This window comes from Bosea sp. PAMC 26642 (genome assembly GCF_001562255.1).
In the GTDB taxonomy this organism is placed as follows: Bacteria; Pseudomonadota; Alphaproteobacteria; order Rhizobiales; family Beijerinckiaceae; genus Allobosea.
This window is the reverse complement of the sequence record NZ_CP014301.1, coordinates 3849799-3865913: the sequence shown is the minus strand read 5'-3', so window position 1 is coordinate 3865913 and position 16115 is coordinate 3849799. Positions and strand designations below refer to the sequence as shown.

The window sequence follows — 16115 nt, the reverse complement described above, 5'->3', positions numbered from 1 at the left end:
GCTCGTCTTGTCCTGCCTTAGGTGCTGCATCGCAGCATTTTCGACCGAAGGGCTCAACCCGCAGGCCTGCGGAGGCGGCATCCCGCTCGCGCATCGCGGAAAAAGCCAACCGGCTGTCCCTCGCCTCTCGCCTGCGACAAAAAAGCGCGTTAACGTTTCGTTGCGGTATCACACACGCCCAGCGCGAAACGCCGGGCACAAGAGGGGCTACAGATGGATCATCTCGCCGACGTCAAGAAATTCGCCAGGAAGCCGCTGAACGAGGCCGCCTTCGCCGGAATGTCGAAATCCTATGCGCTCGTCATGGGCAAGCCCGACACACGCTACGTCGCCTGCTCTGACGCTGCCGAGCTCGAACGTGTCCGCGAGAATTTCCTGAAGAAGAAACTCGGCCTGAAATCCGCCGACCTCGATGCCTCCATCAAGGCGATCTGCGAGCATATGAAGGCAGACAACACCAAGTCGCGCCTGACCTTCTATTACCTGCTGGCGGAGCATTACGGAAAGCTGGACCTCTTCGTGAAGAAGTGAGGCAAGGCAGTCGGCAACAGGCAGTCGGAACAGCAAGGCACCCCGACTGCCGATCGCCCACTCCCTACTGCCCATACAGATCCGCACGCGTCAGCGGCAGTTCGGACGCACCCTTGCGGCGCTTGGAAACCAGGGTCTGGTTGACGAGCGCCCCGCCGCGCTCGAAGGCAAGCGAACACCCGGCAAGATAGAGCAGCCACATCCGCGTGCGCTCGGGGCCGATCTCGGCCTCGGCTTCGATCTGGCGTGCGTTCAGCCGCTCCCACCACAACCGCGTCGTGCGGCGGTAATGCTCGCGCCAGCCCTCGACATCGTGCACCTCGAAGCCGTTCCGCTCGAGATTGGCGATCGACATGCCCAGATGATCGAGCTCGCCGCCCGGAAAGATGTAGCGCACCAGCGCCCGGTACTCCGCCGGCATCCGGTTGAAGGCCTTGTCGGTCTTCTTCGCCCGGCGCGAGATGCAATGGTGCAGATAGAGACCGCGCGGCCGCAGCAGCCGGTTGACCGCTCGAAAATAGGTCGGATGGTTGGCGATGCCGACATGCTCGAACATGCCGATCGACGAGATTTTGTCGAATTCGCCCTCCATCAGGGTGAAGTCCTTGAGATGCAGCGTGACGCGGTCCTGCAGCCCGAGCCGCGCGACCTTCTCTCGTGCCAGAGCGAGCTGTTCCTCGGCCAGCGTCACGCCATGCGCCTCGACGCCGTAATGCTGCGCGGCATGGCAGACCAGCGCACCCCAGCCGCAGCCGATATCGAGGAAGCGATCGCCCGGCTTGAGCCGCAGTTTCCGGCAGATCATGTCGAGCTTGTCGCGTTGCGCCCGCTCGAGATCATCGTGATCCTCGGTAAAATAGGCGCAGGTGTAGGCCATCTCCGCATCGAGGAAGAGCCGGTAGAAGGCGTTCGAGACGTCGTAGTGATAGGCAATATTGGCCTTGTTGGTCGCGGGCGCGCCATCGCGCGCGATCTCGTCGCCCTTGATATGAGCGACCGCGCTCGGCGCCGTGCCTGGCGCAAACAGGAAGCGCCGGGCGACCTCGAAAACTGCGGCCTTCGGGATCGTCCGCGCCAGCCGGCCGATTTTGCCCTCCGGCCGCGCCGCCGCCAGATCGAAGATCGAGCCATTGAGCAGGGCAAGCCTGTCGGTGACGTGCAGGTTCAGCAGCGTGTCGAGTTTCGGCTTGCGCAGCAGGGCTGCGACGACGCCCGCATCGCGGATCGCGATGGCGAGCCCGTTCTCTGGCCAGTCAGCCGGCACGGACGAGCCGTCCCAGAGCCGGAAGCCGAGCCTGAGCCCGAGCTTGCGGTGCGCCTCGTCCAGAAGCCGCCGCAGCGCGGCAAGGCGCTTGTCGTCTCGGTTCATTTGTGAAGGTCCCGCGCGTGTCACGCCGTGTTTGGCGGCAGGACGAAATCTTGGCAACAGGTTTGGCCATCAGCTCCTGGACACACGGAGCAAGACGGCCTTGCCGAATTATATCCGTTTAGGTATGTTACATCATGCCTTCGGGAATGGATCGCTTCGCCGAAAGGCCCCTGCATTGGGTAGGTTCATCCAAAGCGGATTTCACCGCCTTTCCCGACATGGTCAAGAGCAGCATGGGTTACGCGCTGGGTGTTGCCCAACTTGGTGGAAGGCATCCGCACGCGAAGCCTTGGAAAGGCGAAGGGCCTGGTATTCTGGAGATCGTCGAACGCAACGACGGCAATGCGTACAGGGCCATCTACGCGGTCCGCTTCGAGGATGCGATCTACGTGCTTCATGCCTTTCAGAAGAAGAGCCCGACCGGGATCAAGACGGCACGGGCAGATGTCGAGATCGTTCGGGAGCGCTTGAAAAGAGCCCGCCTAGATTACGAAACCAAAGGCAGTCGGACATGACAGATCGTGACATGACCCATGATGTGACCCATGGTACCGGCAACGTGTTTGCCGATATCGGCTTGCCCGACGCCGCAGACCGGCAAACCAAGACCAGGCTGGCGATGATCCTCAACGGCATCCTGCAGGATCGGAAGCTTAAGCAGGCCGAAGCTGCACGGCTACTGGATGTTCCCCAGCCGAAAATCTCCGCGCTGGTGAACTACCGGCTCGACGGCTTCTCGGTCGAGAAGCTCATGGCCTATCTGACCTCGCTCGATCAGGACGTGGAAATCAGGATCCAGCCAAGCCACGCAAAGACCGGATCGGGGCGAATATCGGTGTTGGCCGGCAGCTGAAATCCAGCCAGACGTCGCAGGCTATCACAGACACTGCCCTTAAAAATCGCTCGCGATTCCCTTCACCTCCCAATCGTCGTAGCGCACTGGCTCCAGCCCCCCTCGCCCATTGATCTCGCGCTCCCTGGTGGCGGCCTCGGCACGGGCGTCGATGGCCGCGCGCCGGGCCTGCGCCTCCGCCAAGGCACGTTGTGCAGGCGGCGTAAGTGGCCTCGCGGCCGCAGGATCGGCCTCTGGCTCGAAAGGGGTTTTGCTCGACATCGGCAGCAGGCTCTCTTGCAGGATCGACATGCACTTCACCACATAAGGCGGAAATCGGCGTTTCGGGAGGGTACGAGCCGCTGATCGGACGATAAAAGGGGAGCTTTATGAACTACATCCGCACCGGCATGCTGATGGCCGGTCTCACCGCGCTCTTCGGCGTGGTCGGCTACCTGCTGGGCGGCGCGAGCGGCATGCTGGTGGCGCTGGCGATCGCGGCTGCGACCAACCTGTTCAGTTACTGGAACTCCGACCGGCTGGCGCTCGCCGCCCATAACGCACAGGAGGTCGACGCCTCGACCGCGCCGGAACTCTACGGCATGGTCCGCGATCTCGCGGCGCGCGCCGACATGCCGATGCCGCGCGTCTATCTGATCCAGGAAGACCAGCCCAACGCCTTCGCCACGGGCCGCAACCCGAAGAACGCGGCGGTCGCGGCGACCACAGGCATCATGCGCACGCTGAGCTATGAGGAGCTGTCGGGCGTGATGGCGCATGAGCTCGCCCACATCAAGAACCACGACACGCTGACCATGACGATCACCGCGACCATGGCGGGCGCGATCTCGTCGCTGACCACGTTCGGCATGTTCTTCGGCTCGCGCGAGAACCGCCCGAATTTCATCATCCAGATCCTGATATCGGTGCTGGCGCCGCTCGCCGCCATGGTGATCCAGATGGCGATCTCACGCTCGCGGGAATACGAGGCCGACAGGCTGGGCGGCGAAATCGCGGGCAATCCGGTCTGGCTGGCGGATGCTCTGGCCAAGATCGCGGGCGCCGTCGCGCATATTCCAAACGAGACGGCGGAGGCGAAGCCTGCTACGGCGCACATGTTCATCATCAATCCCCTGAGCGGACGCGGCATGGATTCCCTGTTTTCGACCCACCCCGATACGGCCAATCGCATCGCGGCCCTGATGGAGCAGGCCCGCGCCATGGGCGTCGGCCAGACTCCGGCCAGCGGCGGGTTCACCTCTCAGGCCGGTCAGGGCCCATGGGACGGCAACCGCCAGTCCGGCCCCTGGGGTTGAGATGACGGATCAGGAACACAAAGCCGGCGCTCAGAGTGACGCGCAGCCGCAGAAGGCCGAGAATGTGCCGGGCCTGCCCGCGCGCCGGCTCGCCGCCACCCTCATCGACGAGGTGCTGAAGGCGCGCCTCGCGCTTGACGAAACCTATGAGCGGCTTGCGCCAAGCTTCGGGCTCGATGCAGCAGATGCGGCCCTGGCCCGCGCCATCGCGATCACCGCCTTCCGCCGGCTCGGCACCATCCAGCACGCGATCAATGCGCGGCTGGAGCGCGGCAGCCCACGCAATTCCGGCCCGTTCGAGCCGATCCTGGTCGCGGCAGCAGCCCAGATCCTGTTTCTCGACGTACCCGACCACGCCGCCGTCGATCTCGCCATCCGCCATCTGCACGAGGATGCGCGCTCGTCGCGCTATGTCTCGCTCGGCAACGCCCTGCTGCGCCGGCTCGCCCGCGAGCGCGACGCCATCCTGGGCGAGGCGCTCGACCCCTTCCTTGACACGCCGGAATGGCTCGGCGAAAGCTGGATCGCGCGCTACGGCGCCGAGACCGCCGCCGCCATCGCCGTCACCCATCGCGACGAGCCGCCGCTCGACATCAGCGTCAAGGACGATGTCGAAGGCTGGGCGGAACGCCTCGGCGGGCTCCTCCTGCCGACGGGCTCCATCCGCCTGCGCGAGCGCGAGAGCATCACCGGCCTGCCCGGCTTCGACAAGGGCGCCTGGTGGGTTCAGGATGCGGCCGCCGCCCTCCCCGTGCGGCTGCTCGCGCCCAAACCCGGCGAACGCATCGCCGACCTTTGCGCCGCGCCCGGCGGCAAGACCGCGCAGATCGCCGCCAGCGGCGCGCATGTCACGGCGGTCGATCGCTCCGGCCCGCGCCTGCGCCGGCTGAAGGCCAATCTGGAGCGGCTGGGACTTGCAGCCGAGATCGTCACGCAGGACGCCGTCGCCTGGCAGGAGAAGGGGGGCGACGCCCTCTCCTTCGACGCGGTCCTGCTCGACGCACCCTGCAGCGCGACGGGCACGATCCGCCGCCATCCCGACGTCGCTTGGACCAAGACGCCGGAGGACCGTGACAAGCTCGTCGCCCTGCAGGCGAGGCTGCTGGAATCGGCGGGCCGGCTCGTCAGGCCCGGTGGACGCCTCGTCTACTGCACCTGTTCGCTCGAACCGGAGGAAGGCGAGCAGCAGGTCGCGACCTTCCTCTCCGAAAATCCCGGCTTCGCCCGCGCCGCCGTCACGTCCGACGAGATCGGCGGCCTGACCGAGGCCATCGACGACCAGGGCGATCTGCGCACGCTGCCGCACCAGCTCCGGGGCGAAACGCCACGGCTTTCGGGATATGCCGGATTTTACGCAAGTCGCCTTGTCAGGCTATGACGAAGCCGGGATTCGCAGCGCCTGATGACGGCCTGTGCATGGACGGGGCAAACGGAACCATTGAGCGGCTGGTCTGAGCGAACTGGACTTGCCCAGGCTGCGATCGGGCGCGCAACGCGCCGGACGCGGGGCCAGCTCGTGGGTGCCGCGCGCCGGCTGTGGCCGTTCGGTCGTCCCCATGCGACGCGCCTGCTCTTCGCACCGCATGATCTGCGTACGGCCGACCCGACGACGGCCACCGATATCTATTCCGGTTATTTCGCCTTCGCCGGGCGCACTCTCAAGACGCATGGCGAATCGCCCTTCGAGAGCGAGCCGCCGAGCGAGGCCTGGGCCGAGGCGCTCTACGGCTTCGGCTGGCTGCGCCATATGCGCGCCGCCGACACCGCCATCGCCCGCGCCAATGCCCGCGCACTGGTCGAGGACTTCATCACCCGCCGCCGCGACCGCACCGAGATCGCCCGCCGGCCGGCCGTTGCGGGGCGGCGGCTGATCTCGTTCCTGTCGCACTCGCCCCTGCTGCTGGAAGGCGCCGACCACGCCTTCTACGAGCGCTTCCTGCGCCACGTTGCCCGTCTGATGGACAAGCAGATCCTGGCTCTGGCCGGCGCCGTCGAGGGTGTCGCGCGGCTGCAATGCCTGACGGCCGTCACCTTCGCTGCCATCTGCCTCGACGGGCAGGAGCGTAGGCGCCGGCGCTTTGAACTCGCTTTGTCGGACGAACTCGACCAGCAGATCCTGCCCGATGGCGGCCATCTCAGCCGCAACCCGCGCGTCCTGATCGAATTGCTGCTCGATCTCCTGCCTTTGCGCGAAACCTTCGGCGCACGCGGACTGGAGCCGCCGCGCGGCGTGATCATGGCGATCGAGCGGATCATGCCGCATCTGCGGCTGTTCCGGCACGGCGATGGGGCGCTGGCCCTGTTCAACGGCATGGGCATCACCCCGCCGGACCTGATGGCGACGCTGGCGGCCTATGACGATGCCCGCGCCCGCCCGATCGCGCAGGCTGGCTATTCGGGCTACAGCCGCCTCGTCGGCGACCGCAGCATTCTTGTGGTTGATGCGGGCGCTTCGCCGCGCGGCGCCCATTCGGCCGAGGCCCATGCCGGCTGCCTCGCCTTCGAGTTCTCCAGCGGCCGAGAGCGCATCATCGTCAACTGCGGCGCCAGCCGCTACGGCCCGCCGGAGCTTCGGCTGGCGACGCGCAGCACGGCGGCACATTCCACCGTCACCCTTGCTGAGCGGTCGAGCGCGAGCTTCGGCCTCGTGCTCGGCGAGAGGCGCATCATCGCGGGACCGTCGGATGTCCGGATCGCCCGCCAGGACACCGAAACCGGCCAAGAATGGGTCGCAAGTCATGACGGCTATCGCCGCAGCCTCGGCGCGGTCCATACCCGCCGCCTGCAACTCGCCAATGACGGGGCGACGCTGACCGGCGAGGATGAGATCACACTTGCACGCACAGCAGAGCGCCTGCCGGCCGTGGCGCGCTTCCATCTGCATCCGGGTGTCCGGCCGAGCCTGATCCGCGAGGGCGAGGGCGCACTGCTCGCTCTGCCGTCCGGGGAGATCTGGGCGTTCGAGGCCGCGGGCCTGCCCGTCGTGATCGAGGAGAGCATCTTTCTCGCCTCGGCCGATGGTCGTCACCGCAGCGAGCAGATCAGCATCAGCTTCGACGCGGTCGCGACGCCGCAAATATCCTGGCGGCTGTCGCGCCTCAGTGCCGCGACGCCGCGCGGCACACGCGCCCAAGCCGCCCCGCACGAGGCTGAACTGCCGCTGGAACCGCCCGCCGAAGCTTAACGGCCCGGCGTCTGCAATCTTTGCTTTGCGCAACGCAGCATGATAGCCCGCCCGCGACCGCCTTTCCGTTTTCAAGCCCGGACCTGTTCCAGATGCCGACAGAGCTTCGCCGCGTCGAACGCGCGCTCCTTTCCGTTTCAGACAAAAGCGGCCTGATCGAGTTCGCCCGCGCGCTCGACAAGCTGGGTATCGCACTCGTCTCGACCGGCGGCACAGCCAGGGCGATCGCCGAGGCGGGGCTTGCCGTAACCGACGTCTCCGACCTCACGGGCTTCCCCGAGATGATGGATGGCCGCGTCAAGACGCTGCATCCCAAGGTCCATGGCGGGCTCCTGGCGATCCGCTCCCATCCCGAGCACCAGGCCTCGATGATCGGCCACGGCATCGCCCCGATCGACCTTCTCGTCGTCAATCTCTATCCCTTCGAGGCGACGGTCGCCGCCGGCAAAGGCTATGACGATTGCATCGAGAACATCGACATCGGCGGTCCGGCGATGATCCGCGCCGCCGCCAAGAACCATCAGGACGTCGCCGTCGTGGTCGAGCCGTCCGACTATGCCGCCGTCCTGTCCGAGCTCCAGGCCCAGAAGGGCGCGACGACGCTGACGCTGCGGCGCAAGCTGGCGCAGAAGGCCTATGCCCGTACCGCAGCCTATGACGCGGCGATCTCGAACTGGTTCGCGGGCGAGCTTGGTGAGACGGCCCCGGCCTATCGCGCGCTCGGCGGCACATTGGCCGAGCCGCTGCGCTATGGCGAAAACCCGCATCAATGGGCCGCCTTCTACCGCACGCCGGAGCAGCGGCCGGGCGTCGCCACGGCGCGGCAGGTGCAGGGCAAGCAACTCTCCTACAACAACATCAACGACACCGACGCCGCCTTCGAATGCGTCTCGGAGTTCGATCCGACCGGTCCGGCAGCTTGTGCCATCATCAAGCACGCCAACCCGTGCGGCGTCGCGACGGGCGCCGATCTCGGCGAGGCCTATGCGAGAGCGCTGGCGTGCGATCCCGTCTCGGCCTTCGGCGGCATCATCGCCTTCAACAGGACGCTCGATGGGCCGACCGCTCGCGAGATCGTCAAGATCCTGACCGAAGTGATCATCGCGCCCGATGCCGACGAGGAGGCTATCGCGGTGATCGCGGGGAAGAAGAACCTGCGCCTGCTCCTGACCGGCGGCTTGTCCGACCCGCGCGCGACAGGCCTGTCCTTGCGCACCGTCTCCGGCGGATTCCTCGCCCAGGCCCGCGACAACGCGGTCGTGGACGACATGGAGCTAAACGTCGTGACGAAGCGCCAGCCGAGCGAGGCCGAGCTTGCCGATCTGCGCTTCGCCTTCCGCGTCGCAAAGCACGTCAAGTCGAACGCCATCGTCTATGTGAAGGACGGCGCCACCGTCGGCATCGGCGCCGGCCAGATGAGCCGTGTCGATTCCTCGCGCATCGCCGCCTGGAAGGCCGGCGAAGCCGCCAAGGCTCTGGGATCGACGCAGAGCCTCGCAAGGGGCTCGGTCGTGGCCTCCGACGCCTTCTTCCCCTTCGCCGACGGCCTGCTGGCCGCAGCCGAGGCCGGCGCCACCGCCGTGATCCAGCCCGGCGGCTCGATGCGCGACGACGAGGTCATCAAGGCCGCCGACGAGGCTGGCCTCGCCATGGTCTTCACGGGCCACCGACATTTCCGGCATTGAGTCATCCAGGGAGATGATGGCATGCACACGATCAAGGTCATCGGCGGCGGTTTCGCTTTGCTCGGGCTGCTCCTGGTGCTGATGCCGCGCTTGTCGATCTCGGGCGCCGATCCGATCGCCTTCGCGGTGAAGGTCTTCATCCCGCTCTGGCTGGTCGCCACGTTGATCAACCTCTGGGTCGGCGTCAGCAAGGCCGGCTACACGGTCGCGGAGGAGGCGCCGATCGGGCTCGTCGTCTTCGGCGTCCCGGCCATCGCCGCGCTGCTGATCCTCTGGATCGTCGGCAGGACAGCCGGATGAGCCTGGACTCGGTGCGCGCCTTCTTCGCCGAAAAGGCGCCGGACATCGCCATCATCGAGACGGAAGGCAGCAGTGCCACGGTCGCGCTGGCGGCTGAAGCCCATGGCGTCGAGCCTGCACGCATCGCCAAGACGCTGTCGCTAAGGATCGGCGATCGCGTCGTGCTGCTGGTCGCGCGCGGCGACGCCCGGCTCGACAACAAAAAGGCCAAGGCCGCTTTCGGCGGGAAGCCGCGTATGCTCGATCTGGAAGAAGTCGTTACGATCACCGGCCATCCGGTTGGCGGTGTCTGCCCCTTCGGACTGGCTGCGCCGCTGTCCGTGTACTGCGACGTCTCGCTCAAGGCCTTCGACGAGGTCGTCCCCGCTGCAGGCTCGACGCAGAGCGCCGTCCGCATCAGCCCGGAGCGCATGGCCGCGCTGACCAATGCCGAATGGGTCGATGCCTGCCAGGACATCGCCTGACGCCACCTCCGTCATTCCGGGGCGACCCGCAGGGTCGAGCCCGGAACCCATAAGCACCGGTGATGCGGAGAAGAGCGCCCGCGCCGTGCGCCTTCTCTCCGGTTGGCAGTGTTTATGGATTCCGGGCTCTTGGCTGCGCCAAGCCCCGGAATGACAGTGGTTGTTCCAGCAGTGATCAGCCCTTGCCGCCGACCCGCTCGATGAGCGCCATGGCAGCTGCCGGATTGCGCACCTTGTCGCCGCTGATGACATAGAGAAAGACGTCCCGCGCAGCCTTGCCGGGTTGGGGCGGCACGACCGTATCGAGACCCTCGGGCGTTCCACCAGAGGCCCAGTTCCGGGCACGCTTCGCCCAGAGATCGAGCGCGGCATCGGAATAGCCGTTTGGCTCAGCCTCCTTCGCACCCATGATCCGGGCATAGACAAAAGGCGCCGTGACATCGGCGATCTGGGTGTAGTGCGAGTCTGCCGCCGTTATCGAAGCGGCGCCGTAGTCGCGCAGCAGCGCGATGAAATCGGGCGAGCGGAAGCTGTCGTGCCGGACCTCGACGGCATGGCGGATCGCGATGCCGTCGACCGTCTTGGGAAGGAGGTTCAGGAAGGCCTCGAAATCGGCCGGATCGAACTTTTTCGTACCCATGAACTGCCAGTTGATCGGCCCGAGCTTCTCCTTCAGCTCGGTCACGCCGCCCGTGAAGAACTTTTCGATAGAGGGGCCAGCTTCGGCTAGCACGCGCCGATTGGTGATGTAGCGCGAGCCCTTCAACGCGAAGACGAAGTTATCGGGCGTCTCGGCACGCCATTTCGCGAAACTCTCGGGCTTCTGGGAGCCGTAATAGGTGCCGTTGATCTCGATCGAGCTCAGCTTGCCGGAGGCATATTCGAGCTCGCGCTTCTGCGGCAGCCCGTCTGGATAGAACGCGCCGCGCCACGGCTCGAACACCCAGCCGCCGACACCGATATGGATCTTGCCAGAATTGGCGCTCATCGCATGTCCCCGTGGTCGTGGCAAAGGCTGTGGATCTTATCGCCGCTTCGGCTCGGGGAGACCACCCGATTTCGGTTTCTGCAGGAAGGTCGCGACAATCAGAGTCAGCAGGTGTGCGTGGCGCGACGCGAGGACGCCGACAGCGTATGCAACGTTCCATTGCCACCACAGGTGGTTGACTCAGGACACCTTGGTGCCGATAAAACCTCCCCAAGACCCCGTCAAATTGTTAACCACGAATTCCCCTGCGTAGATCGACAGATACACTAAAGTAAGGCTTGGCGCTTACCTGTGCCTCCATTGTATTGACATGCCACGCCCGCAGCGGACTGAACTGATGAACGCATTTGTGGCGGGGACGACGATACGCGTCCAGCGATCCACTTTCATGAAAGTCGACAGGCGCAAATGGGATCTGTTTGCCCAGGCGTGCGACGCTTCGTTCAAATGCTCCGCCTATAATTTCGGGGCAAACCTCACACAGTTCCTGTTCGGCAAGCGCCAGTTCTTCGTATTCTATGCCTGCAATGACGGCTTCGAAACCAAGGTCGGGCAGTGCGCGCTTCGTTTTTTCGACGGCGCATACCATTTCGAGGACCGGTTGCAGCTTCTCCCCGACTTCGACGACTACTGGACGGCATGTATGCGGGCCTTGCTGTCGCAGATCGGAAGCGGACGTTTCCATTACGGCTCTCTGTGGAGCATGGATCGGGACCGGCTAGGCCAGTTGGAGCCCATCGAGGGCACCCGGCTCATCGACGCGACCCGCTTCCGGATGCAGTATGTCGATTTCTCCACTACGGAAGACTGGGACGCCTACGCTCGCTCGCTGCACAAGAACGTGCAGCGGAATTTGAAGAAGGCGGCGTTGGAAAATCCTGATGTCCGGATCGACATCCGTCGCGGTCCGTCTGCCATCGGCCTGCTCAACCGGTCCAATGCCGTCCGGAAATTGCTGTTCGCCGCGAAAGGAATGGCGTTCTCGAAGTCGAGCGCGCTGGTTCGTGGCACTTTCAGGATCCTGACCTTCCGGCACTATTCGGTGAATGCTGCGGTGATGACCGGTACCAAGGTTGTCGGTGTCTTCTCCGGGACGCAGTTCGGCAGGTCGATGTTTTATATCGACGGCGGTTCGTTGCCCGGCAATCGCGGCCTGTCATGGACGCTGCTGATCGCGATGATCAGGATGGCTTATACCGCCGCCCCCACAGGTTTCTTCGTCTTCGGCTATGAAATCGAGGGCAGCACGGAAGCCAAGGAACTGATCTGGTCGCGCCAGCAATGCAACATTGTCGAGCGGCCATCGAGCCTCTTCGAGTTCGCCTACAAGATCCCGTAGCCCCGATGGCCGGCGCCTTGGCTATGACCGCTCCGCCGAACGCGCGTGCCCGGCGGCGCCTTTGCATTCCGCTCCGCCAACGCGGACGACCGCGTTCGCAGGGGCACCTTCCAGAAAGGCACCGGCGCCATCAAATCACGAAGAAATCCGTATTCGTGATGTGAGGGTGGTTCTCGAGAACGGCGAACTGGACCGGCTGATATTGGCTTCCCGAGCCGTCCTTGTCGTAATAAAGCTTGCCGGTCGATTCATCGTAGACGATTTTCTGGGCTGCGGTCACGGCGGCAGTACCCGCGCGAAACGCGCCGGCCGCCAGAGTCCCCGACGGCAGACCGGCAAAGATCAGGTCATCCAGACCGATCTTGTCGTTGGCGGACTGGAAATCCGTGATCTTGTCGATGTTCGATCCGCCGACCTTCGTATTGAAGACGAAGGTGTCGTAGCCGCCGCCGCCCGTCATCGTGTCGGCGAAGGCACTGCCGGCGAGCGCGTTGTTGTACTGCGAACCGCGCAGCGTCACGCCCGCATTGGAGCCCGATGCATCCACGTCTTCGAAGCCCATGACATAGGCCGAACCGCCGGGAACCATGCTGCTCCAGAAATTCCCAAGCTCGACCGTCGCCGCCTTTTTGAGCACGAGGGTGTCGACGCCTGCGTCGCCGGAAACGACGACATCCGCGGCATCATAGACGATGCGATCGTTGCCGGCCCCGCCATAGAGGTAGTCTGCCTGGCCGCCGCCGACCAGCAGGTCGTCGCCGTCTCCGCCCCGCAGTGTATCGGCAAAGGCGCTTCCGGTGAGCGTATTGTTGGATTGCGAGCCGTTCAGCGTCACTGCCCCGGTCGAACCGGACGCATCGACGCTTTCGAAATTCTTGACATAGGCCGAACCGGTCGGGACCTGACTGCTGGTTGAATTGCCCAGCTCGACGGTCGCGCGCTCGTTCAGGACGAGAGTGTCGTGCCCTGCGCCTCCGTCCACGAGCGCTGCCTTAGAGCTGTACGCGACCCGGTCGTCGCCGGTGGGAGCCGGGGTCGTCGGTGGCACCTCCGGAATCGGCGGTGGCGTCACCGATGGGGAAATGTCGGTGAAGGTCGTGCCGGCGCCGGTCACGCTCATCAGCGTCTCGTGGCCATTCGCTCCATAGGTCTGGACCTTCAGATCCAGATTGTTGATCGTCAGCGATCCGGTGCCGGCAACGACCTCCGCGCCCAGTTCGACGGACGCCACATATTCATTGGCCGAGACGATCCCGAGGCTTTGCAGCTTGTCGAAGATCCCGCCGATATCCATCTCGCCGCGAGGCAGGTCCTTGTCCAGAATAACGGCCGTATAGGTCCAGGCGTTGCTGTGGGAAACGTAGATCTTCCCGGTCACGTCGCCATTCTGGTAAGTTCCGACGAGGTCGCCATAGGGCGGCAGGCCACCCTTGTGGACCCAGATCATGACCTCGTTGGTGACCGTGCTCGGGCCGCCATTGGGGACGTTGGTCAGCCAGATGTCGAAGGACACGTTGAAGCCGTCGGTGTTCCCCTGATAGCTGACGTCGTAATCGGCCTTGAAATCCGACAGGGCGCTGACCTTGACGGGAAAGACCCCCGCCACGTCCGTGACCTTCTTGCCGCCGCTCATAGGAGCGGGGCCGAAAATGACCTCCGGATAGGCCAGGATCGGCCGATAGGCATCGGTCGACAACGGAAACGACCAGTTGAAGGTCGTCTTCGCCGTCAGGTCCGAAGCGGTGTACGAGCTGTCGATGGAGTAGTCCTTGCCGTAGACCAGCGTCCCCGGGTTCCAGACGTTGTTGAGGACATACCAGCCTTTCGCGCTGTAGGCGGCGCCTGGCCCGGTCAATTGCGAGTATCCCGACGGCAGAGGAGCCGCGTCGGGCTTCATTCCGAAATCATTGGCGGCGAGTGTCGACAGCGCGACGTCGCGGACGACGAGCTTCTCGCCATTGGCGAAGCTGAACACGACATCGGACCCGGACTGGGCCGCGAGCGACTTCAATTGGCTGAAGCTCGAAACCCCGTAATTGTTCAATTGAATGACGTCGTGGCCGGGCTTGAAATTCATGATGGCGTCGGAGCCGTTTCCGGCCGTGACGCGGAAGAGATCCGCTCCGCTTCCGCCGACGAGGACGTCGTCTCCGCCCAGACCGTCGAGGGTTGCTGCAACCGTTCCTGCAACGATGACATTGTTGAGCGCATTGCCCGTGCCGGAATTCGCGCCGGGGGAGTTCAAGAACAGGTTTTCGATATTGTCGGGAAGCTTCACCGCACCCCAATAGCGGCTGTCGATCGTGTCGGTCCCTTGGCCGGCCAATTCGACCATCGCCGGTCGATCATCCCACAGCACATAGGTATCGTCACCCGCTCCGCCGATGAGCTTGTCGTATCCCAAGCCATGGAAGATGTCGTTCCCCGCGCTGCCAAGCTGCGTCTCGCTGCCGGTGCTGCTCGACGGCCAGTTGTTGGTTGGCCCGGATGTCTTGAGCTGAAGGCCCTTGGCATTGATATACGCCATGCGCTGTATTCCCCCCGAAGATCGAGTCATCCTCCTGACCGAACTGATGGTATGAGCCGCTAATGTGAAGTCTTGGTAAACGCTACCTTGCCACCTTACGTTAGAGAAGGTGGTTGTTGCGGGCGCTTGCCGGTTTGATGGGCAGCGACGCACAGGCGCTGGGCAATCCGGCGCGCGGGTAGGCAAGGCGGCAGGGACGGGGGATCTGCTTGCGGCGAGTCGCGAGCTCAAGCGGCTCAGGCCGCGGGCATCTCGTCGCTCGCTTTCGTCATGCCGATCAGGGCGACGGTCAAGACGAGGTAGAACTGCAGGAACGAATCCCTGTCGAGAATGGTCGATTCCGTCAAATTATGGCAGGCGCAGAAGATCAGCGACGCGATGAGAAGCGATCCACGCTCCTTCGAAACAGTCTGATTGGCCAGCAACGAGAACAGGGGCTGGACGACCAGGACATAGGATACGGCTATCGCGCCGGGCAGGCCGATCTGCGCCGCGATGTCGAGATAGCCGTTATGTCCGCTCGCGACCAGGGCAAGCCAGCTTCCGCTCTTAATATAGCGATAGACCGGGCTGTCCTCTCCGACGTTCCAGAACGCGCCATAGCCCGAACCGAGGAGCCAGTTGTCAGAAATATAGGCGCCCATGACGAGCCATATCTGCGACCGTCCGGTCAGGGTATCCTCGCGACGGAGCGGAGCGATCAACTCTTCCCAGTGGAAGGTCGCGTAGGCGAAGGCTGCGAAGGCGATCAGGACGATCAAGAAGATCGTCACGGCCCAATAGCGCCGGTTGTACCCGCGGTAACCCCACCCGACGAGGAGGGACAGCCCGACCAGGCCGAGCGAGGTCTTCGAACCGGTCTGCACCAGGAAAAAAGCTGTCGCGGCGATGATGACGAGGCTCAGCTTGGCCGACACGTTCCTGGTGTCGAACAGGAAGAGGATGATCGTGATGGCGCAGACCGCTCCGGTGGCGTTCTTCTCCGGAAACACGCCGCGCCAGCCGCCGATCAGACTCGGATCGCCGCCGGGCTCGAACTGGTGCACGCCGATCTGCGGAAACAGGGCGACCGCCAGGTAATTGGCCACCAGCGTCGCGACGAGAATAAGCCGCAGATATTTGAAGATCTGCGCCGCATCCATGCCCCTGGCGGCAATGAACACTCCGCATATGATCAGGGTCGTCAGCGTCAACCGGCGGACCGCGATGCTCGGATCGACGGCCCAGAACACGCTCGCCCAGCACCATAGCAGGACGAGGCCGAGACCCAGCGGAAGCATCCGGAGCTTCCTGAAGTCGTGAAAGCCGCCCGCTGCATAGAGCATGACGAGGAAGGCCGAGAGATATCCCAACTGCCGCGCCGAATTCCCGCCTCCGGTCAGTGGCGCTCCTGTGGACACCGTCACCAGGGGAGCCGTGACGACCATGGCCGCCGTGACCGCGAAGGCGGCTCCAAACAAGCCAACGCGCGGCAGCCACTCCGGACGGCTCGCCGAACTGATATCGGCGCGTTGGTTCATGACACCGGCCCGGTAGGGCGGAGGCGCTTCGCCGCGTGAAGCGAACCGTGACCCGTCATG

Annotated in this window: 15 protein-coding genes; 10 read left to right on the top strand and 5 right to left on the bottom strand. The window is 64.5% G+C overall.

Going from position 1 to position 16115, the window contains the following annotated elements:
* Positions 1–213 precede the first annotated feature (213 nt).
* Entirely contained in the window at positions 214–531 is a 318-nt protein-coding gene (locus tag AXW83_RS18605) for a DUF2853 family protein (RefSeq protein ID WP_066615829.1), read from the top strand.
* 64 nt (positions 532–595) lie between these two features.
* On the opposite strand, the gene AXW83_RS18600 is transcribed toward AXW83_RS18605, so the two are convergent.
* Positions 596–1900, bottom strand: a complete 1305-nt coding sequence (locus AXW83_RS18600; protein ID WP_066615826.1) for a class I SAM-dependent methyltransferase — start codon at positions 1898–1900, stop codon at positions 596–598.
* Positions 1901–2046: 146 nt separating this feature from the next.
* On the opposite strand from AXW83_RS18600, the gene AXW83_RS18595 reads away from it, so the two are divergent.
* Positions 2047–2415: a type II toxin-antitoxin system RelE/ParE family toxin gene (locus tag AXW83_RS18595; protein ID WP_066620792.1), complete on the top strand. Its 369-nt coding sequence runs from the start codon at positions 2047–2049 to the stop codon at positions 2413–2415.
* Positions 2416–2459: 44 nt separating this feature from the next.
* Positions 2460–2753 (top strand): helix-turn-helix domain-containing protein, encoded by a 294-nt coding sequence (locus tag AXW83_RS18590; protein ID WP_236841712.1) that lies wholly within the window; start codon positions 2460–2462, stop codon positions 2751–2753.
* A gap of 39 nt (positions 2754–2792) precedes the next feature.
* Here the strand turns inward: AXW83_RS18590 and AXW83_RS18585 are convergent, their stop codons facing one another.
* Positions 2793–3014, bottom strand: a complete 222-nt coding sequence (locus AXW83_RS18585) for a DUF1674 domain-containing protein (protein WP_066620789.1) — start codon at positions 3012–3014, stop codon at positions 2793–2795.
* 107 nt (positions 3015–3121) lie between these two features.
* Here AXW83_RS18585 and htpX point away from each other — a divergent pair, with 107 nt between their 5' ends.
* The 6 genes from htpX to AXW83_RS18555 all read left to right on the top strand — a co-directional run bounded on the left by htpX (position 3122) and on the right by AXW83_RS18555 (position 9681).
* Positions 3122–4048, top strand: coding sequence for a zinc metalloprotease HtpX (gene htpX, locus AXW83_RS18580; protein WP_066615821.1), 927 nt, complete (start codon positions 3122–3124; stop codon positions 4046–4048).
* 1 nt (position 4049) lies between these two features.
* Positions 4050–5426, top strand: a complete 1377-nt coding sequence (locus AXW83_RS18575; protein WP_066615819.1) for an RsmB/NOP family class I SAM-dependent RNA methyltransferase — start codon at positions 4050–4052, stop codon at positions 5424–5426.
* Positions 5427–5564: 138 nt separating this feature from the next.
* Positions 5565–7232, top strand: coding sequence for a heparinase II/III family protein (locus tag AXW83_RS18570; protein WP_066615816.1), 1668 nt, complete (start codon positions 5565–5567; stop codon positions 7230–7232).
* Between the two features lie 92 nt (positions 7233–7324).
* Entirely contained in the window at positions 7325–8917 is a 1593-nt protein-coding gene (gene purH / locus AXW83_RS18565) for a bifunctional phosphoribosylaminoimidazolecarboxamide formyltransferase/IMP cyclohydrolase (protein WP_066615814.1), read from the top strand.
* 21 nt (positions 8918–8938) lie between these two features.
* The gene (locus AXW83_RS18560; RefSeq protein WP_066615812.1) at positions 8939–9217 is read left to right on the top strand and encodes a hypothetical protein; all 279 of its coding nucleotides are present in this window, start codon (positions 8939–8941) and stop codon (positions 9215–9217) included.
* Positions 9214–9681: a YbaK/EbsC family protein gene (locus AXW83_RS18555; protein WP_066615810.1), complete on the top strand. Its 468-nt coding sequence runs from the start codon at positions 9214–9216 to the stop codon at positions 9679–9681. The genes AXW83_RS18560 and AXW83_RS18555 overlap by 4 nt, the downstream gene beginning before the upstream one ends.
* A 175-nt stretch (positions 9682–9856) precedes the next feature.
* On the opposite strand, the gene AXW83_RS18550 is transcribed toward AXW83_RS18555, so the two are convergent.
* Positions 9857–10669 (bottom strand): DUF72 domain-containing protein, encoded by an 813-nt coding sequence (locus tag AXW83_RS18550; protein ID WP_066615809.1) that lies wholly within the window; start codon positions 10667–10669, stop codon positions 9857–9859.
* 310 nt (positions 10670–10979) lie between these two features.
* On the opposite strand from AXW83_RS18550, the gene AXW83_RS18545 reads away from it, so the two are divergent.
* Positions 10980–12008 carry a hypothetical protein gene (locus AXW83_RS18545; protein ID WP_156640175.1) on the top strand — a complete coding sequence of 343 codons (1029 nt, stop codon included), beginning with the start codon at positions 10980–10982 and terminating at the stop codon, positions 12006–12008.
* A 130-nt stretch (positions 12009–12138) separates the two neighbouring features.
* On the opposite strand, the gene AXW83_RS18540 is transcribed toward AXW83_RS18545, so the two are convergent.
* Together AXW83_RS18540 and AXW83_RS18535 are read right to left on the bottom strand one after the other, a co-directional pair.
* Positions 12139–14535, bottom strand: a complete 2397-nt coding sequence (locus AXW83_RS18540) for a GH12 family glycosyl hydrolase domain-containing protein (RefSeq protein WP_066615805.1) — start codon at positions 14533–14535, stop codon at positions 12139–12141.
* A 236-nt stretch (positions 14536–14771) separates the two neighbouring features.
* Positions 14772–16055, bottom strand: a complete 1284-nt coding sequence (locus tag AXW83_RS18535) for an O-antigen ligase family protein (RefSeq protein WP_066615803.1) — start codon at positions 16053–16055, stop codon at positions 14772–14774.
* Between the last annotated feature and the right edge of the window lie 60 nt (positions 16056–16115).